Source organism: Nitrobacter sp. TKz-YC02 (genome assembly GCF_049852135.1).
GTDB classification, from domain to species: domain Bacteria; phylum Pseudomonadota; class Alphaproteobacteria; order Rhizobiales; family Xanthobacteraceae; genus Nitrobacter; species Nitrobacter vulgaris.
In genome coordinates this window covers 825395-844585 of sequence record NZ_CP180728.1, presented here as the reverse complement: position 1 = coordinate 844585, position 19191 = coordinate 825395, and the positions used below count along the sequence as shown (strand labels likewise).

The 19191-nt window shown below is 59.1% G+C and carries 13 protein-coding genes and 5 pseudogenes; 7 read left to right on the top strand and 11 right to left on the bottom strand.

Annotated elements, in window-relative coordinates:
* The first annotated feature begins 72 nt into the window (after window positions 1–72).
* Window positions 73–822: an SDR family oxidoreductase gene (locus ACM561_RS03930; RefSeq protein ID WP_425908186.1), complete on the top strand. Its 750-nt coding sequence runs from the start codon at window positions 73–75 to the stop codon at window positions 820–822.
* A gap of 10 nt (window positions 823–832) precedes the next feature.
* Here the strand turns inward: ACM561_RS03930 and ACM561_RS03925 are convergent.
* Window positions 833–955 (bottom strand): annotated as a pseudogene (locus ACM561_RS03925) (CopG family transcriptional regulator); the annotation flags it as partial.
* Between the two features lie 46 nt (window positions 956–1001).
* On the bottom strand, window positions 1002–1628 hold the full coding sequence (locus tag ACM561_RS03920) for an FMN-dependent NADH-azoreductase (RefSeq protein WP_425908184.1): 627 nt from the start codon (window positions 1626–1628) through the stop codon (window positions 1002–1004).
* Window positions 1629–1758: 130 nt separating this feature from the next.
* On the opposite strand from ACM561_RS03920, the gene ACM561_RS03915 reads away from it, so the two are divergent.
* Together ACM561_RS03915 and ygiD are read left to right on the top strand one after the other, a co-directional pair.
* A complete protein-coding gene (locus ACM561_RS03915; protein WP_425909631.1) occupies window positions 1759–2649 on the top strand; it encodes a LysR family transcriptional regulator in 891 nt (296 codons plus the stop codon).
* Window positions 2650–3139: 490 nt separating this feature from the next.
* Window positions 3140–3979 carry a 4,5-DOPA dioxygenase extradiol gene (ygiD, locus tag ACM561_RS03910; protein ID WP_425909629.1) on the top strand — a complete coding sequence of 280 codons (840 nt, stop codon included), beginning with the start codon at window positions 3140–3142 and terminating at the stop codon, window positions 3977–3979.
* A gap of 156 nt (window positions 3980–4135) precedes the next feature.
* Here the strand turns inward: ygiD and ACM561_RS03905 are convergent, their stop codons facing one another.
* The gene (locus ACM561_RS03905; protein WP_425908182.1) at window positions 4136–4342 is read right to left on the bottom strand and encodes an integrase core domain-containing protein; all 207 of its coding nucleotides are present in this window, start codon (window positions 4340–4342) and stop codon (window positions 4136–4138) included.
* Window positions 4343–4744: 402 nt separating this feature from the next.
* On the opposite strand from ACM561_RS03905, the pseudogene ACM561_RS03900 reads away from it, so the two are divergent.
* Together ACM561_RS03900 and ACM561_RS03895 are read left to right on the top strand one after the other, a co-directional pair.
* Window positions 4745–5728: pseudogene (locus ACM561_RS03900) on the top strand (CorA family divalent cation transporter).
* 772 nt (window positions 5729–6500) lie between these two features.
* Window positions 6501–6833: pseudogene (locus ACM561_RS03895) on the top strand (IS630 family transposase); the annotation flags it as partial.
* Window positions 6834–6983: 150 nt separating this feature from the next.
* Here the strand turns inward: ACM561_RS03895 and ACM561_RS03890 are convergent.
* Window positions 6984–7538, bottom strand: a complete 555-nt coding sequence (locus ACM561_RS03890; protein WP_425908180.1) for a GNAT family N-acetyltransferase — start codon at window positions 7536–7538, stop codon at window positions 6984–6986.
* Window positions 7539–7567: 29 nt separating this feature from the next.
* Window positions 7568–9925, bottom strand: a complete 2358-nt coding sequence (locus ACM561_RS03885) for an Orn/Lys/Arg decarboxylase N-terminal domain-containing protein (RefSeq protein ID WP_425908178.1) — start codon at window positions 9923–9925, stop codon at window positions 7568–7570.
* 832 nt (window positions 9926–10757) lie between these two features.
* Between ACM561_RS03885 and ACM561_RS03880 the strand changes: the two genes are divergently transcribed.
* Window positions 10758–12458: a CHAD domain-containing protein gene (locus tag ACM561_RS03880; RefSeq protein ID WP_425908176.1), complete on the top strand. Its 1701-nt coding sequence runs from the start codon at window positions 10758–10760 to the stop codon at window positions 12456–12458.
* Here the strand turns inward: ACM561_RS03880 and ACM561_RS03875 are convergent.
* The 4 genes from ACM561_RS03875 to ACM561_RS03860 form a co-directional block, all read right to left on the bottom strand.
* The gene (locus ACM561_RS03875; RefSeq protein ID WP_425908174.1) at window positions 12455–12637 is read right to left on the bottom strand and encodes a hypothetical protein; all 183 of its coding nucleotides are present in this window, start codon (window positions 12635–12637) and stop codon (window positions 12455–12457) included. The two genes, ACM561_RS03880 and ACM561_RS03875, sit on opposite strands and share 4 nt — an antisense overlap.
* A gap of 155 nt (window positions 12638–12792) precedes the next feature.
* The gene (locus ACM561_RS03870; RefSeq protein WP_425908172.1) at window positions 12793–13089 is read right to left on the bottom strand and encodes a hypothetical protein; all 297 of its coding nucleotides are present in this window, start codon (window positions 13087–13089) and stop codon (window positions 12793–12795) included.
* Between the two features lie 653 nt (window positions 13090–13742).
* Complete coding sequence (locus ACM561_RS03865; RefSeq protein ID WP_425908170.1) at window positions 13743–14189, bottom strand: NUDIX hydrolase; 447 nt, start codon at window positions 14187–14189, stop codon at window positions 13743–13745.
* Window positions 14190–14590: 401 nt separating this feature from the next.
* Window positions 14591–16453: an alkaline phosphatase family protein gene (locus tag ACM561_RS03860; RefSeq protein ID WP_425908168.1), complete on the bottom strand. Its 1863-nt coding sequence runs from the start codon at window positions 16451–16453 to the stop codon at window positions 14591–14593.
* 1078 nt (window positions 16454–17531) lie between these two features.
* On the opposite strand from ACM561_RS03860, the gene ACM561_RS03855 reads away from it, so the two are divergent.
* Complete coding sequence (locus tag ACM561_RS03855; protein ID WP_425908167.1) at window positions 17532–17771, top strand: hypothetical protein; 240 nt, start codon at window positions 17532–17534, stop codon at window positions 17769–17771.
* A gap of 312 nt (window positions 17772–18083) precedes the next feature.
* Here ACM561_RS03855 and ACM561_RS03850 read toward each other — a convergent pair.
* Together ACM561_RS03850 and ACM561_RS03845 are read right to left on the bottom strand one after the other, a co-directional pair.
* Window positions 18084–18347, bottom strand: a pseudogene (locus ACM561_RS03850) (transposase); the annotation flags it as partial.
* Window positions 18348–18437: 90 nt separating this feature from the next.
* A pseudogene (locus tag ACM561_RS03845) lies at window positions 18438–19130 on the bottom strand (IS3 family transposase); the annotation flags it as partial.
* Window positions 19131–19191 lie beyond the last annotated feature (61 nt).

Here is a 19191-nt window from a genome sequence, read left to right as displayed (position 1 = left end):
ATCATTGATTGATGATAGTCTCGATATTGCCCGCTATCTCTCCTTCGTCAACACGAAAGAGGAATACTCCCAATGACCACCGTGCTCATTACCGGCAGCTCGTCAGGTTATGGCCTGGAGACCGCCCGGCATTTTTATGACGAGGGCTGGACCGTCATCGCCACCATGCGGACTCCGCGCGAGGACATTCTGCCGAAGTCCGACCGCCTGCACGTTCTGGCGCTCGACGTCACCCGGCCCGACAGCATCGCCGCCTGCCTTGAGGCGGCCGGCCCGATCGACGCCCTGATCAACAATGCAGGAATCGGCGTGGTCGGCGCGTTCGAGGCAACGCCGATGTCGCATGTCCGCAAGGTGTTCGAGACCAACACATTCGGCGTGATGGCTATGACTCAGGCTGTCATCCCGCAATTTCGCGCCCGCGGATCGGGCGTCATCGTCAATGTCACGTCCAGCGTGACGCTCGCGCCGATGCCGCTCGCGGCGGCCTATACCGCCAGCAAGATGGCGATCGAAGGTTTCACTGGCTCGCTGGCGCATGAGCTGGGCGCCTTCAACGTACGCGCCAAGCTGGTGGAGCCGGGCTACGCGCCGACCACGCGGTTCGCGGCCAACACTGAAGTGCGCGTCAAGGATCTGATCCCCGAAGCCTATGCTGAATTCGCAGCGCCGATATTCGCGGCGTTTGCAAAGCCGGCGATGGTGACGACTGAGGCGGATGTCGCCGAGACCGTCTGGCGAGCAGCCAACGACGCTTCCGGGCAGCTTCGCTTTCCCGCCGGTCCTGATGCCGTGGCGCTGGTGCAAGGCAGCGTCGGCTAACTGCTGCGCGCTAATCGTCGTTGCCGTTTACGTCCTCGGAAATTTCCTGTCGAAGTTTCGGTCCCCTGACCAAGCGGCGGACAAGGGCCGTAACGAAGGCCTCGTACCGCTCTCCGGTCTTGGCGCGGGCGGCTCAACGGTATTGATCTCTTGTCATGTTGATCGCGTTTGGAGTGGGGTCAGGCAGCCGTAGCCAATGCGGGAGGGAGTTCCGCGACGATCTCGGCCAGCGCCTTTGCCATTGCGGCTTCACGGTGCTCGGGGCCGAAGGCCAGTTTCTCGGCGCGCACAAACGTCACGTCGGAGATGCCGATGAAATTCAGAAGCGCGCGAAGATGCGGCTCCTGCGCATCCATGACGCTGGCCGGACCTTCGCTGTAGAACCCGCCACGCGTCAGGACGACGATCGCGCGTTTGCCGGAAAGCAGCCCTTCGGGACCGGCCTCACTGTAGCGAAACGTAATGCCGGCGCGCAGGATGTAGTCGAACCAGCTCTTCAGCCCCGACGGGATGCCGAAATTGTACATCGGTGCCCCGAGCAGAAGGATGTCGGCATTTTTGACCTCGTCAATCAGCCGATCTGACAGTGCACGCGCTTTTTCCTGCACCGAATTGATGGGGTCAGACTTCAGGGCGATAGCTGCGTCGGCATCGAGATGAGGGACAGGGTCCGTGCCGAGATCGCGTTCGACGATACGGATCGCGGGATTGGCCACCTGCAAGTTCGACAGGGCGCTGTAGACGAGTTGGTTCGAGGCCGAAGCCTCACCCAATATGCTGCTGCGGATCACGAGAACTGTTGTCATTGAAGCAACTCCTTGGAGGCAGGGTTATTTTGCCCTCTCTACCTATCGTTTCGTAATTTGCATCACTAGATTGCGGAAACCGAATACAGTGTTGCACCTGGAGGAACACTTGGCGACCGGATTGGACGACATGCGCTGCCTTGTTGAAGTCATCGATACGGGTGGGTTGAATCGCGCGGCATTGCGGCTTGGCCTGTCGAAATCCATCGTCAGCCGCCGCATCGCGGCGATCGAAGAAGATCTGGGCGTGCAACTTCTTACCCGCACCACCCGTGGCATCGTGCCGACCGAGGCCGGCCTTGAATTCCGCCGTCGTTGCGACCGCATCCTGGCCGAGGTGGCGGAGGCACGAGAGGTGGTTTCCGGCAAGGGCAGCGACTTTAGCGGACGGTTGCGGGTGGCCGCGCCGCAGGCGCTAGGTGAACGATATGTCGTACCCTTGCTAGCCCACCTGGCGCGCGAATATCCCCACCTGCAAATAGACGTGGCATTCAGCGACCGGGTCGTAGACATGGTGGGCGAGGGCTTCGACTTGGCCGTCCGCATCGGCGAGCCGCGCGAGGCAAGCCTTATCGCGCGCAAGATAGCACCCGTCCGGGCGATGCTCGTGGCGTCGCCGGCTTATCTCGATCTCAACGGCCGACCTGCAACCCTCGCGGACCTGGGCAACCACGAGTGTCTTGTCTATTCGGGCGGCGGCGATTGGCGGTTCCGGCAGGGGCGCCGCTGGGTTGCTGTGCATCCCTCCGGACGACTGCGCACAGACAGCGGCAAAGCCATCCTGCACTGGGCCGCCATGGGACTGGGCATCGGCAATGTGCCAAACTTCCTTGCGGAGGAGGCTTTGGCGGCAGGCCTGCTAGAGGAGGTACTGCCCGATTTCGAGCAGCCCGAATACGGCATCTATGCGCTTCGCCCGCCAGGCGCCTATGTACCTGCCAAGGTCCGCATGCTGATCGATGCCTTGGTTGTCGAGATAGGAACTTGCTCCCCGTCCGAATTGACCGACGCGGCTCACTAAATTCTACTCGCTACCCGGACAAACTACGCACAATGGTATGCGCCCTGCAATTTATCACAGCGCCTTTCGGTGAGATCAACTTTGACGGGTGGCCTTGGTGGCGTGAGGGAGGAGAAGCCTGCAGCTAGAGGATCGGTGCATGCATTGCGACCAACAAGACCCCTGACGTTTCTGTCGATCGAGTTCTTTCAGCTCTTCCGGCATGGCAGATGACGCCGATTAGTTTCGCTTCTGAATATGCGAGAGCGAATTGGTTGAGAATCTTATCCCCACCATGGATTATAGCGGCATGTCATTGCCGGTGCATGGAGATCACAAATATAGTCTGAGCCGACGGCTTCCTGCGTAGCTTCATGGAAGAGTACGCGGCCTTCATTGCGCGCGTGCTGTCGGTCCTTCCCCGGGACGCCTGAATTAGAACGGCGATGCTGGCATCGCGGGCGCTTTTGAACCTGTAGAGTATTTGAACGGGAGTTTTGAAGTGGCCATCATGCCCGCCCTCTTCATCGGCCACGGTAGCCCGATGAACACCCTGGAGGATAACGGCTACACACAGGCGTGGCGGAAGCTCGGACAAACGCTGCCACGACCGCGCGCAGTGCTGGTCGTGTCGGCGCATTGGTTCATCGGGGCGACCGCGGTGACCGCCATGTCCCACCCGCGCACCATTCACGACTTCTACGGCTTCCCCGATGAACTGTTTGCTTTCGATTATCCCGCACCGGGCCTGCCGGAATTAGCTGGCGAGGTGGCGGAGGTTGTCAAGCCGCACTGGGTTGGTGCCGATCGCGATCAATGGGGCCTCGATCATGGCACCTGGAGCGTGCTCGCCCATCTCTTTCCGAAAGCCGATGTCCCTGTCGTCCAGTTATCGATCAACGCTCTAAAGCCGCTGGACTATCACCTTGACCTCGCCGTCAAGCTGAGTGCTTTGCGCAAGCAAAACGTGATGATCATCTCCAGCGGCAACGTCGTGCATAATCTTCGCCTCATTGAGCGGAGCCGCCCCGACATCGGCTTCGACTGGGCGCACCGCTTCGATGACATGGTGGCCCGCCAAATGACCGAAGCCCCTGCCGATATTCTGACAACGGTCGAGCATCCCGACTTTCACATGGCTGTCCCCACACCTGACCATTTTATCCCTCTTCTCTATACAGCGGGATTGGCCGCGGCGGACAGGGATGCCCAGGCTCTGCTCCGCGGGTATGCCATGGGATCGTTGTCGATGACCTGTTACGGCGTGGGCATGAAGGAGGTAGCGTGCGAAGAAGCAAACGGAGCCGCGCAGCTCCCCAAAGGCGTGCCGCCCGAGCAGACCAACATCTAAACGAGCCTCGCTCTTGCAATACGCATCGCTGACACGCTCCTACCTGGCTTATCGCGATTTAAATCCGGACATATTGATGGTGCAGTCCGCCCAGAATCGGTCGACAGAGAATGCGTCCGGCTGTCTCGGCGGCACGTGACATCGGCGCGTCCTTTTTCAATGATATAAGTGAGTGCGCGTGCCGTTGTAGTAGCTCATGTACGAGCGCAGCACGTGGCGCAGATGGCGTTCGCCGAATACCACGATATGATCAACGCATTCCCTGCGGATCGATCCGATCAGCCGTTCGGCGTATGCATTTTGCCACCGTGAGCGAGAAGACGTCGGGCGGTCTCGAATACCGATGGACCGAACCCGACGCATGAATATTTCGCATATGCGCCATCGCTATCCCGGATCAGGTAACTTGGGATTTGCTCCCAGCCACACGCCTCCGTCAGTTGATTGGCGATCCATTCGGCCGTTGGATGCGCGGTCACCCCGAACTACAGGATCTGCCGCCGACCGTGGCCCATGATCAGCAACCCATAGAGCAGTCGGAACGAGATTGTCGGCACCACGAAAAGGTCCATCGCCGCGATCCCGTCAGCGTGGTTACGAAGGAACGTCTTCCACCCCTGCGATGGAGGGGCTCTTGGTTTGCGGTAGGGACAGGTGGCTATAAGCGTTTAAGTTGGCAAAGACGCTCGATGGGGTTTAGATAGTTGTCATTAACCGTCACTGCATTGACGTATTGCCTGCCTCGCACAAGCAACGGGTTGGCGGATGGACCAGGCCCTCGCCGAAATCGGCATCATCTCGGCCTATCGCTTCGCGCGAGACGGCTCCGCGACGAAGCTCGACATCGCCAACCTCGATGCGGAACTCGCCGATCCGCACGGCTGGCTGTGGCTGCATTTCAATCTGTCCAACCGTCGCTGCTACGACTGGTTCGCCAGGAGCGCGCAGCTGTCCGATGTTGCACGCGAAACCCTGCTCGATACCGACGAGCATATCCGCCTTGATATCTTCGACGAGGAGATCGCTGGCGTCTTGCCTGACCTGCATCAGGAGTTCTTGCGGGAGGGCGACGAGCTCCTACGGGTGCACTTTGCGATCTCGTCGAAACTGATAATAACCGCCCGGCGCAAACCGCTGCGCGCGATCGAGCTGACGCGGCGTGCGATCGACGGCGGCCGCAAGTTTCCCACTCCAGTGTCACTGTTCGATGCGATCGTCGACCAGTTCGCCGACGTGATCGGACGCTATTCGGCGAGCCTAGGTGACGAACTCGATGTCGCAGAGAATCACGTGCTGCACGACGAGATCGACGATGAGCGATTGCGGCTCGGCCGCGTGCGCCTGCAGGCGATCCGCACGCGACGGCAGCTTTCGCAGGTCCGCGCGCTGTTTCATCGCATGGAGACCCGCGACGACGTCGAATCCTAAGTCCTGCTGTCGGCGATGCGCAAGCTTGCGCAGAAGTTCGACGCGCTTGACTACGAGTTGAGCGCGGTCTACGAGCGCGCGCGGCTGCTGCAGGACGAAATCGCCGGCCGCATGACGGAGATCACCAACCGGCGCCTGTTCACGCTGTCGGTCCTGACCGCCTGCATGCTGCCCTCGACGCTAGTCACCGGTTTCTTCGGCATGAACACCAAGGACATGCCGTTCCAGACCGGCGACGGGGGCACTTGGTACGCGCTGCTGCTGGTGATCGCCGCGGGAGCACTAACTTGGTGGCTGCTCCGGCGGACCAAGGCGCTGTAGGCATTGTGGCGTTCGTTTTGGCCCCGTCCCACTCGACCAGCCAAATGTAATTGCTGCGGCAGCCTCCTTGCCGATCGGATATGCAGACGAATCGGGCATCCACCTAACCTCGAGATCATTTCTCGTGCAGAAGCCGGCGCAATGCACCGGTGCCGCTCAGCGAGCCCTGCCATGACCAGTTGCCATTCGTCTGCGTTGTCGGGTTGCCATAAAGGAAGAGGACAGGGCTCCCGACGTGCAATGAACGACACTAAGGCGCAGCCTGTGCTTGAGCGCGCCCATTTCCATGGTGGCTCTTTCAGTCAGCGTCCAAGTTTGATTGCCAGCACTCGCGGCAATGCCTTTATTCGCGAAGCGTCATCGACAACGTATTCGCTTGCTGCATCTAAACGCGCGCGATCGATCCTGCGCCCGACCTCCGCAAAACTTCCGCTGCGACCGATGAAGCTGGAGCACTGGGGCACGCTCGTTGCGGCGAGACACAGGTAGTGCAGACTCATTACCATCGAATATGAAGTGAATGGGATCGAGGGAAACAATCACGGTCAGCAAGGTCGCCCCGTTCTGGCCACCCGTGATCAGATTTCCGGCGTCGAGGCGCCGATCGGAAATACGCCCGGCTATGGGGGCTGATCAGCGGCGTCCCCCGCTCTACGTCGGCCGTGGCGATCTCAAGCCTGGCTCGCGCCCACTCGAGATCGGACTTATACTAAATCTCGGAGAGCGTGACTCTGTGGGGCTTTTCAAATCAGCGGCGGGCTGATTCCACATGGCGAACGAGGGAGGTTCGCCATGCCGCCCCTCGCGCGACCAGCGAACCGCCTACACTTACATCTTTGGTGCGATCTGCCCGAAGGACGGCAAGGGCGCCGCCCTCGTGATGGTTCCACCCAACATCACGATCCTTACGCTGCCAGCGAAGTGCCAGGAACTCAATCCGCAGAAAAACGTCTGGCAGTTCATGCGCGGCAACAGGCTGTCGAACCGCGTGTTCAAGTCCTACGAAGATATCGTCAACCACTGCTGCTACGCTTGGAACAGGCTAATCGATCAACCTTGGCGCATTATGTTCGTCGGAATGCGTGATTGGGCGCACCGGTTTTGACTAGCGAGCCTTGGTATTACGAGCGCTCGACTACCCGCAGGGAGGCTTGGGACACGTATTATATAGTAAATGCATCCTGCAATTTCTGGATATGCAACGTATTTCTAGACCAGGGTGGCGCGCGACATAACCAGCGTCACCAGCAGAAATTCAGCGACCGAAGTTGGAAAGGAGTGGCGGCTCGGTTACACCGGCCCCCAGCGACCGCTGCACCATGATGGTGTCGGCCCAGCGGCCGTAGCGATAGGCGACGCCAGGCAGCAGGCCAGCCTCACGAAAGCCGAACTTCACGTGAAGGGCGAGCGACGCCGTATTGTCGGCGTCGATATAGCCAATCATCTGCCGAAAACCAGAGGCCGCGCAGGTGTCGATCAGTTGCTGTAGCAACAGCCGCCCGACACCGCGACCCTGATGCTCGTGACGGACGTAAATCGAATGCTTGACGGTGAAGCGGTACGCCGGCCGCTTGCGGAACAGTACCGCATAGGCGTAACCCACGACTTCACTGCCTGAGATCGCGACCAGACTCGGCAGGCGGTGATTGCGCAGGTTTTTGCGCCGGTCGTGCAAATCCTCCGGCTCCGGCGCGCTGTCGTCAATACTGTCCTCGATCCCGCGGCGGATATGGCGGCGGTAGATCGAAAGCATCGCCTCGACATCGCCGTCGCGCGAAGGGCGGACCAGTACCGGCAGTTCGTTTGTCATGCCCGGGTTCCTGGTTTGCATCGGCCGATTCATTCCGAGACCACGTAAGTATGCAACCGGGTGCGACCGGATGCATCGACTTCCTTGTAGACGCCTTGAATCTCGACCTCGAAGCCCGGAAACATATTGAAGCAGGTCTCGAACATCTTGAGATAGTCGATCATCGGTTGCGCCCGTTCAGTGAGCCGTTCGCCCGGCACGATGGTGGCGATACCCGGCGGATAGACCACAAACGGGGTGGTGGCGATGCGGCCACCGATGGCATCGATCGGTAAATATTCGACATCATTGCGAACGAGATAGCGCGCCGCATCACGTGGCGACATCGCGATCTCGGGCAGATGCTCGGACAGGAATTGTTTCCCCTGAAGCGCGCTGACATTGGCGCCACGGAAGAATCCGTGCATCTCGAGGCAGAGATCGCGCAGGCGCACGCCGGCATAGCGAGCCGATCGGCGCCGATGGAACTCGGGAATCACCTCTTCCAGCAACGCGTTGTCGTCATGCAGTTTCTTGAACGCGACGAGGCCGCTGATCAAGGTGCCGGCCTTACTGGCCTCGACGCCGGGCGAGAGCAGAAACAGTAGCGAGTTGAGATCGTTCTTTTCCGCCACGATGCGGTTCTCGCGAAGATATTGCGCGACGATCGGAGCGGGGATGCCATGGTCGGTGTAGTCCCCGGTCGCGTGGTCGAAGCCCGGGGTCAGGATCGTGAGCTTGTTGGGATCGGTCATCGCAAAGCCCGGCGCCAGCTCCGGGAATCCGTGCCAGGCAGCGCCTGGCCGCAGCTGCCAATAGGACGGGTTGGTGGCGAGCAGGTCGGTGCTGATGGTCTCCCATGCGACGTTATGCACCGCGCCCTCGCGAGAGACATCGGGGATCGCCACGCGGTCCGGCACGAACGGCTCGAAGAACCAGCGCCGTTCCGGACGCAGCTCCTTCTCTTCGAATTCGCGCCGTACCGCACGCATCTTCTTGCGCAGTTCAATTCCGAGCCGGATGGTGTCGTCCCACAGCACCTCACCGGAACGGCCCTTCATCATCTGCGCGCCCACGTCGAGCGATGCAAACAGTGGATAGAATGGCGACGTTGAGGCGTGCTGCATAAAGCTTTCGTTGAAGCGGCGGTGCTCGATCCGCCGCTTCTGCCCCTTGATGTGTCGGTCCTTGAAGTGGATCTGAGAGGCCTGCGAAAAACTCGCGAGCTGTTTGTGGGTCGATTGGGTCGCAATGATGCCCGGCGCCTCGCCATCGAGGCCCGAAAGGCCCATGGCGAAGCGGCCGGCATAAAGCGGGTGGAATTTCATGAAGCCGGCCCAGGCCTCGTCGAACAGGATGTAGTCGCAGAGATGGCCGATCCGCTCGAGGATCATCTCGGCGCTGTGAATGATTCCGTCATAGGTGCACGCTTCGACCATGGCGACGCGGAACGGGCGCGGCTTGCGCCAGGCATCCGCGTCCTTGACCAGTGGATGGCTGCGGATGCGCTCGCGCAACGCGGTCTCGTCGAGCGCGTCCCAGCGCATCGGGCCGATCAATCCCCAGGCGTTGCGCACCGTCGGGATATAGACCGGAATGCCGCCGGCGATCATCAGCGCGCCGTGATGGGCGGCCTTGTGGTTGTTGCGGTCGAACAGCACGAGGTCGCCGTCGGTGACGAGCGCGCCGAGCGCCACCTTGTTGGACGTCGAGGTGCCGTTGAGTACGAAATAGGTCTTTTCGGCGCCAAAGATCTGCGCCGCTTCTTTCTGCGCCTTGAGCGCCGGGCCTTCATGGGTCAGGAGGTCGCCAAGGTCGAGCACGGAATTGTCGAGGTCGTCGCGGAACACCGCTTCGCCCAGATGTTCCACAAACACCCGCCCGATCGGGCTGCGGCTGTAGAACACCCCGCCATTATGGCCCGGGCAGGTCCACAATTGGTTGCCCTCCTCGGCATAGTCGACAAGTGCGCCGAAGAACGGCGTCTTCAGCGTCTCGGCATGTTGCTTAAGGCGGCTGATCAGGTTCTTTGCAATGAACGGCGGCGTCTCCTCCGACAGGAACACGTAGCCATCGATGAAGTCGAGCACCTCGACCGGCAAATCCTCGAACCGCTTGCGGCGGATCAGAAGGATGATCGGAAAGTCGAGGCCCCGCCGCCGCATCAGATTGATCAGCGCAGCGGTCTTGCCCTCCAGCCCCTTCTTGCCCCAGTCGACTACCATGCAGCCGATCGCCGCATCGGTCTGCACAGCGATCTCCGCATCCTCAAGCTTTCGTGCCCTTACGACCTCGAAGCCGGAGCGCTCGATCTCCGCGACGATTTGGTTGAAACGGAGACCCTCGAGATCGTCGGTATCGAAGACGGGAGCAGCGAACAGGAAGGTGAAGCGGCGGAAATAATCCATCGGTGCCCCCGGAGGCGTGTCGGACAAGCTGTTGGCGTATCGAATAATGCCGTCCGCCGTACTTGCAGCCGATAACACAGCGCGTTGCGCTGACGGTCGTCAGGTCAAGCGGTCGTTGTGCGGAAATGGCGGCGGAGTAATGGATCGTTACTTGTGTTCTAGCAACAAACTAGTCGATAGGCTCGCAGCTTGCCATCCTGCCAGGACTCGAGAAGTTGGCCGCAGAGCGCATAACCAGCCTACCCGGCCGTCCAACCAGCAAGCTTAGTTCCGCGACTTCGTAAGCCGATGCGCACGATGAGCAGGTGAGACCTGATATTTTCATGGACAATCTACAACATTCCAGCCGCAACGTTTCTAGGTGGAAATTGTCACAATGCCCGGAACAGGCCGGCGAAAAGCCCCAATGATTTAAGCGCCGTTCTTATGAACTTTATGACACTCCACACGGACGGTAGCTGTTTCTCGAACGGCTGATAGGTCGAGTTGGGGTCATTCTCTGGCGAATTGAGCTGTCCGCAACATCTCGGTTTACCCCGATCGCGACCGAAGAGTGCACGCCCAGTCGGTTGCATTGTGGACATGCACTGCAAAATTTCAATCAAACCTATGGCCAGAAGGTCAAACGCCATACCAGCGCACCGCGATGCCCACAAAGCTTAGATCGCAGCGAAGATGCTCGCTCGATGGAATCGCGAGCGATAATATAATTTACCCACCTCCAAGGTGCGAAACAGTCGCCCCAAGTTCCGCCGCCAAGTCAAACCCGCGAACAGAATTTGAATGTGACAGCAAAATCACATGCCGCAGCCGGCTGTCATGTGATAGTTTTATGACCGTCGTCAGATTCGTTGACGGCACGTATCCCTCTCTCGATCAGCAATTGATCATGGCCGGCAATCCAACCGAAGTCGAACTAAAGCTTTGGGTCACACCCGAAGATATCATCGCGCTTCGCAATCACCCTCATTTTATAGGTTCTCTTGATAGTCCGACCCATGAAATGCTGGATTCGACCTATTTTGATTCCGACGATCTGTTTCTGCGTGATCATGGATTGATCTTGCGGGTGCGCCATGTCGGCGACAAGTACCTCCAGACCATAAAGTCAACCGATCGCGGCGCTGGCCTTTTCGAGCGATCCGAGTGGGAACAGACGATCGAGGGTGATCAACCAGACCTCTCCCGAGTGCAGGACACGGCTCTTGGCCGAATTCTCATCGATGAAGCGCGCAAACCCTTGAAACCGATCTTTGAGACCCGGGTTGAGCGCACGACCTATCATCTGAACGGAAATGGGGCCGATATCGTCATGGCGATCGACGAGGGCCAGATTCTCGCAACCGGCTCCTCGCGCCCGGTTTCAGAGATTGAACTAGAGCTCAAGCACGGCAAAGCTGCGGACCTTTTCAAGGTCGCGCGTGACATCGTCGATATTGTACCAGCCCATCTCGAATTTAAGAGCAAACCCGACCGCGGCTATGAACTCGTCGAGAAGATGGCGGTGGCGGCCGAGACGGCAAGCAGTCCAGAGTTAAGCGCGGGAACGAGTACGGGCCGCGCATTCACCCTGATTGGACGGGCCTGCTTGCGCCATTTGGTCGCGAATGTACCCGCCATGCTGGGCCGAGACATGACTGCGCTGCATCAGATGCGCGTCGCACTGCGCCGGCTGCGCGCCGCCATTTCGCTGTTTTCCGTGGTGGTGGGCGACGACCGCAACGGCGCGATAAGGACTGAATTAAGATGGCTGGCACAGGAACTAGGCCCCGCACGCGAGTTGGATACGCTTCTCTTCGAAGTCATTAAGCCGCTACGGAAGCGCCATGCCAATGAGCCCGGCCTTGCCAACATCGGCAAGATGTTCGCGCGCAAGCGCCTGAAGAGCTATCGGCAGGCGCACGAGGCGGTCCGGTCCGCTCGATTCCGTACACTCGTTCTCAATACCGTGGAGTGGGTGGAGGCTGGTTTATGGAGCACTTCGGAAGACGCGGCGATGCGCACGCGGCGCGACATGCCAATCGAGCTTTATGCCGCCGAACAACTTTCGCGCCGTTGCAAAAGGATCAAGCGACGAGGCGCAAGAATCGACGGGCTCAATGCGGAGCAATTGCACAGGCTGCGGATTCAGGTCAAGAAAGTCCGATATGCGATCGAGTTCTTTGCCGACCTGTACCATCGCAAGAAATCCGCGAAGCAACACAAGAAAATCAGGGCTTCGTTGACGCAATTGCAGAATTGCCTGGGCAAGGCTAATGACATTGTCACGCACAAGGCGCTTTTCGAAGATATCATCGCCGGCCGGACAAGAGGTTTGACGGAGGAGAAAAGCCGCCACTGCGCATTTGCTGCGGGACTTATCATTGGCGATCAACAAGCGCAGCTCAGCAATGCGCTCGATCGCGCGCGCAAGGCGTATTCTCGCTTCGAGAGCGCCAAACCGTTCTGGAAGTTGCCCGGGCCGATCAGCACGGCGCCGGTGGCGGAACACCCGCTCTCCGCCGCTGTGGCACCTGTGCCTGTCGCAAATTAAATCCGAACATGTTGATGGTGCAGTCCGCCCAGAATCGGTCGACAGAGAATACGTCCAGCTGTCTCGGCGGCACGTGACATCAGCGCGTCCTTGTTCAATGACAAATGGGTGCGCGTGCCGTTGTAGTCGCTCATGTACGAGAGCAGCACGTGACGCAGATGGCGTTCGCCGACTACCACGACATGATCAAGGCATTGCCTGCGGATCGATCCGATCAGCCGTTCGGCATATGCGTTCTGTTAGGGTGAGCGAGGAGACGTCGGGCGGTCGCGAATACCGATGAATCGAACCCGACGCATGAATATCTCGCCGTAGGCGCCATCGCGGTCCCGGATCAGGTAACGAGGGGCCTGCTCCAGCCACACGCCTCCGTCAGTTGGTTGGCGATCCATTCGGCCGTCGGATGCGCGGTCACCCCAAACCACAGGATCTGCCACCGGCCATGGCCCAAGATCAGCAGGCCGTAGTGTGGACGAAAGGCGATTGTCGGCACCACGAAAAGGTCCATCGCGGCGATCCCGTCAGCATGGTTCCGAAGGAACGTCTTCCAGCCCTGCAACGGAGGGGCCCTCCTCCGCGCCATATACTTGACCACACTGGTCTGGCCGATCTCGATGCCCAGCTTGAGCAACTCGCCATGGATCCGCGGCGCTCCTCACAGAGGATTGGCAATGCTCATCTTGCGGATCAGCCGGCGAATTTCCAACGGCACAGCAGGTCGACCGCAGCGATGCCTCGATTTCCAGCGCCAATACAATCGGAAGCCCGCACGGTACCATCTTATAACAGTGTCCGGCTTAACGATCGCAAGCGCACGACAGGTCTGAGGGAACAACCGGTAAAGACCAATGAAAATCAGTCGGTCAATTAGGTTGAAAGCAAGCTTGCGAGGCGCCCCTCGCCGAAGCACATTGATTTGTTGCCTCAATACTAAAATCTCGGTCTCAAGCGTAGCGCGCGACCGGAAAAGATCCGTGAACATCCGCCAGATCAGTCTACACAGGTCCAACATCACGCAACAGCATCACCCGATTCTCAATCAACTACCAGCCGGATATAGTTTGCGGTAGGGACAATGGCGAAAATCTGGAGTGGAGAGCGGTGCCCTCATTCAACGCGGCCGAAGAGGCAATGCGGGAAGACGTCTTCAGGACAGCGATCTCCAAAGGCTGCGCCGTCCTAAGGTCGAGAACTAATCCGAGCGGTCTAATCGCGCGGCGAGCGAAGCTGGTTGCGAAGCGAACGCGGGCGACGCAATCCGCCGGGGTGCTGGACTGGGGGTTCTTAGGACCGGCTTCCCTCACCAACGGCAGAGGACGCATTTCCCCTCGTGGCCGCGAAGCGGGTGATCAGACGTCGGAGCTGCGCCTTGCTCACCAGACGCGCTGCCGTTTTCGCCGAGACCCAGATCGCTTCCCGCTCACCCTTTTCTGGCCACCAGCGCTCCTGCCCATTTACCTTCATGGGGAAGACGTCAACACTTATGGTCCGCTTGCGCTCACCCTTTCCTTTACGATGCTTGAAGTTGCCAACCGGGCGCTTTTCTATGATGCCGACTAGGCCTGCCTCCTCATAAGCCTCCGCCGCCGCCGTACAATGCGGCTTCTTCTTGCGCATCGGTGATCCTTTCGGGACACTCCACCTTCGCTTGCGTCTTGTGGTGATCAGCATCACCCGGAGTTCGGAATTATCCAGTTGAAACGGCAAAGCGGCGAACTGTTTTTTTCCCATCAAACGTCTCCACTCCGGTTTGAAAAGCGAACCTGGCAGCCCTGGTTCTTTGATCGCACCGACCCGATGCGGCCGCATCTTCGAAGTAGACGTCTTCTGCCTAAGCGTGCTCGCCCTTGGTTAAAATTTGGTTTAATTCGACGCTACATCGCCGCCTGCTTGGCGAGGTCGCGTGCCTCAGTCGTGGTCGCTGTAGTTTTTGGCGAGCTCTGCGAGCCTCGCCGGAGCCAGTTCGGCCGCACGTAGTGCCCGCCATTTCTCGCGAGCGCGAAAAATTGAACTTTGGTCAGCTCCATCACGAATCACGCGCCTTACATGGAACCACAACTGATTCAGCCTACTCGACTTCTTTCCGATTCGGCCCTTAAGCCTTATCCAACACTGATGCTAGCGACGGCGGGTTATTTCCCCGCCGTTTTCTGTTCGCCGCCCTCGTCATCCAACCCTAGCGTACGGCCGGGGAAGCCCGCGACATCGAAATAGCGTTGCGTGCCGACGCGCTGGAAGTTCAGCACAGTGCGCAAGCCGTTGGCCGACGTCCTCGACTTTACAACGCCAGAATAGGCCTGCGGAGTTGCGCCATTAGGCATCGCTTCGGTCATCACACGACCGATCAATTTCCCCTGGGGCTTTTGCGTCAGCCCCATGATCTTTACAGCGGTAGTGCCGACATCGGCGCTGCTGACGGGCAGGGCATCGACATAGCCAGATTTGAAGTCCGGCCCGATCGCTGCAGTGAAGTTTAACGTATCACCCCGGCTGAAGCTGCCGTGGATGCCCTGGCCCTGCCGCAGCACGCTATCAGCGATCTGGACTGAGCAGTTGGTCGGCTCCTTGCATCCGGACGACCACGAGCGAAAATTGACCACGATGGACGGATGTGGCGTCATCGCCTTGCCTTCGAGGCCGAGCTCCGACATCGGCAGCGTTCCCGGGAAACGTCCGAGTTCGTCAGCCACAAAGATGCCGCTGATATAGTCCTGTTCCAGGAGCGCCTGAATTGTGCGATCCACAAGCTTCCGATCTTTGTCGGGAATGTAGATCAAGTCCGATCCACCATTTGTTGCAATCACGACATCGGGCTTTGAGGCATCCTGCCCAAGCACGCCGTTGCCCCTCTTGGGGTGCGTATTGTCGCCGACCTGTGCATTTTTGTTGTTGGGATCGAACAGCGGCAAGTCCAGCGCCTTTGCCAGATCGATCGCAAGGAAGCCCGGGGGCAGGAAATCCTTCGGTGTGTCCTCGTAGGAAATCTTCGCCGAAGGGCTGGTCTTGCTCTCCTTTGAAATCGTCGAGAAGCCATGATCGGAAGAGACGATGATGTTGGTGCTCGCGGCAAGGCCGAGGTCGTCCAGCGCCTTGCGTAGCTGCGCCAGATTGTTGTCGGCGTTCTTGATGCCGGCCATCGAGGTCGGACCGTTGATGCCGGGCGTGACAGTGTTGAGACTGTCGCCGGTGTTGTGTTGGCTGCCATCGGGATCGCGCGACCAGAACACCAGCACGAACGGCTTGTTGCGGGCCTTGAACATCGGCAGTACGACCTTGCTGGCAACATCGGCCATGTAAGCCTGCTGCGCGATATTTGCCGCAGTCGTGCCCGGCGTCTTGGCGTCACCGGCCTTGCCATTGTCCCCGCGTGAAGGCGTGGCCAGCGGCAGATTGGCCTTGGTCAGCGCGTCGTTCATTTCGTCGGACAATGCAACGCCGTTCTTGCCACCTGTGGAATCGTCGATCACGATCGTGTTCTTGCCACGATCGGTATGGTCGAACAGCAAGGTCGGGCCGAGCTTGCCGATCGCCGCGGTGCTGAAGCCCTGTGCCCGCGCCATTCTCAGAATGGTGTCTTCGTTCAGATAGTCGCCGTTGAAGTGCTCATCGATATCGCCGAGCACGGCATCGTTTTCGATGAAGGGGACGACGGTGTCGCCCGCCGGCACCGACGAATAGCCGGTGTAGATGGTGTTACTGAACGTGCCGGTATCGCCGAGATAATGCCCGCTTGCCATCGCCGAGCCGTTGGCCATAGTCAAGGTAGGGAACAGCGAATGCGAATTCTTGAAGTTGACGCCTTTCTCGCGCAGCTCTGCCATCGCAGGCGCGGTCTGCGGCGTCACGATACGCCCTCGCAGGCCGTCCGGGATGAACAGGATCAGGTTGCGGGATGTGGCGTTTGGTGCTGACGCAGCGCCAACGGACAGTGTGATCAGGCTTGCGGACAGTAACACGGTGCGGCGCACCTCAGCAGCAGTTCGGTCTTTGGCCATTGCTCCCGTTTAGTGTTGCTATGCAACAGCATTGTTACAATGGCGCGTAAGCTATGGCGGAGCGGCGATTGTGCCGAACGCGTGCAGTTAAATAAGGCCATCCTTCGAATCGCCATCACAATCAGTTTCGCAGCCGGATCTACCGCAAATCAAATCCGAGCATATTGATGGTGCAGTCCGCCCAGAATCGGTCGACAGAGAATGCGCCCGGCTGTCTCGGCGGCACGTGACATCGGCGCGTCCTTTTTCAATGATAAGTGAGTGCGCGTGCTGTTGTAGTAGCTCATATACGAGCGCAGCACGTGGCGCAGATGGCGTTCGCCGAATACCACGATATGATCAACGCATTCCCTGCGGATCGATCCGATCAGCCGTCGGCATATGTCGATGAGCGTGTCGCGCTGAATGCCCCTTACGAACGGTTTAGGGCTGATGTGCTTAGATTCCAGGTCCAGTGGAATTACTGACTCTTAGAAAAGCTGCCCGATCATTCCTGCGCGATCCCGCCCCCGAGCGGGTGAGGGCTTTCCGGACAACGAAGTCTGAAACTGCGAAGCCGCCGGCACAAGGCCATTGGCGGCTTCGGCGCGGGAGAACGGTTGGGGCCCCGTCCCGGTCGGGCCGGAAAGACAGTTGTAAGGCAACAACCCCTGCGTGAAATCTGACCGTCACGAATCATCAATAGATCATCGCTTGGCGCTAGGTCCTCCAACCCCTTTGCGCCAGCCGCTCCTACTTGCCCGGCGCTGTAATCGCGCCGGGCCTTTTCTTTCGGTGCGGGACCGTGAGACGATAGGTGACGAACCCTTCGTCACCATTGAAAACTTCTAAGACCTCACCACAGATCGGGCAGCGGAATTCGCCGCCTTGGTAACGACACCAGCTCTAGTCGCTCGAATCCGGTTCCGCATTTAGTGCAAGAGACATCGGTCTGTCTCATCGCGGTTCCTCTCGTTTTATGCCCGTCACAAATCATAGGTAAACGACCTTTCGGCTAGCAACAAATGCCGCGAGGCGCTCGCCAATGCCGCACCCATTGAAGTCCAGCGGGGGCTTCACGCATATCTAGGGTCACGAAATGAGCCGGCTACAAAAGTTTATTGAGCAGAGTGTGACCGGCGAAAAGTCGAAACGCGCCGCATATGCCTTCGGACCGGAGAAATTGCCGCCACCGGGCGAAAACCTGGAGTGGAAAACGGTGTCCTCGTTCAACGCCGCCGCCGAGATAATGCGTGACGCTGGCTTGAAAAACATTTTTATACTCGCGATCGATGAGGGTTGCGCGATCGTGGAAGATCGAACCGACGTTGCGGCTTAAACTCGCCGTCCATTGACCAGTGGGCAGAGATCAACACCCGCAGGTTTTCAAAACTTGCCGTGCAGCTGCCCGGAGAATACGTGCACCGGGGCTGCCTTTTGTCTTCCCTTTGGCCTTTGCGGATCTTTTCTTCGGTTGAGTAATGTCCAAGTAGCTGTCGGCGGATGTCCTTCAAACTTGGTCTGCCGGCGCTTTGTCCGGCCCGGATTTCTGCATCATCTTAGCTGCTTGCGGCTACGATGAACCCGAATCTTCCCTTCAATCTGAACTCAAGCGCGCTGACGCAAACACTCTAAGAGCCCGTTTGGAAAATCAGGAATGAGCGTTTCTGCGGATGAGGACGCTGCCCATGGCGACGTGGATCATGGCGGTTGAGACGTCGATGCGACGCTCGTAATCGCGAACGAGCCTGCGCCAGCGGATCATCCGGCCGAACGTTCGTTCGACGACCCAGCGACGCGGCAGGACTTCGAAGCCCTTCTGCCCGTCGCGGCGACGGATGATTTCGATCACGAACCGTAGATAGGCGGCTTTGTCCATCAACTTTAGCCGGTCGTAAGCCGCATCGGCGAAGAGACAGCAATCCAACCGGGGTTTAATGAAGCGACGATTGAACCCGCCGCGAGGCCCTGACCTGACGGATATTTTGGACCAGCGGGATAGAGACTACTGCATCGCCGCGCTCCGATCCAGACGCAGCGGTGTAGGTGCCGATGTTTGCGGTGCCGGCGGCCTATAGCTCAGAGATGAATGCGGTCGGATCGTGTTGAAGTGCTTGCGCCATTGCTCGATGACGACGGTGGCCTCCTTTAGGCTGTAAAAGATTTCGCCGTTCAGGCACTCGTCGCGCAGCTTGCCGTTGAAAGGATTCGCAGTAGCCGTTTTCCCATGGGCTGCCGGGCGCAATGTAGAGCGTCTTTGCTCCGAGTTTTGCGAACCAACCGCGTACGATCTTGATCTCCGCACCGTTGTCGGATCGAATGTGCTCCGGAACCCCTCTGGTGAGCATCACGTCGGTCATCGTCTCGATAACGCCAAAACTGTTGATACGACGAGCCACGCGGATGGCCAGACATTCCCGCGTGAACTCGTCGATTAAAGTCATCAGCCGGAGTTTGCGCCCATCGTGGGTCTGTGATTCCACAAAATCGTAGCTCCAGACATGGTTGCGATGCTGCGGTCGCAACCGGATGCACGATCCGTCGTTCAGCCAGAGCCGGCCACGCGGCCGCTGCTTCCTGGGTACCTTCAGCCCCTCACGACGCCGCTGGACCGATCACATCCCACCTGCCAGCCTGCGTCGACCAGCAGAGATGTGATCCGGCGATAGCCATAACCGCACTGTCTTGTGACGATCACACGCGCCGCACCCTGGACGCCCGCACTCACAATCCAATTCCCGCAAGCCAGTTCCACGCGG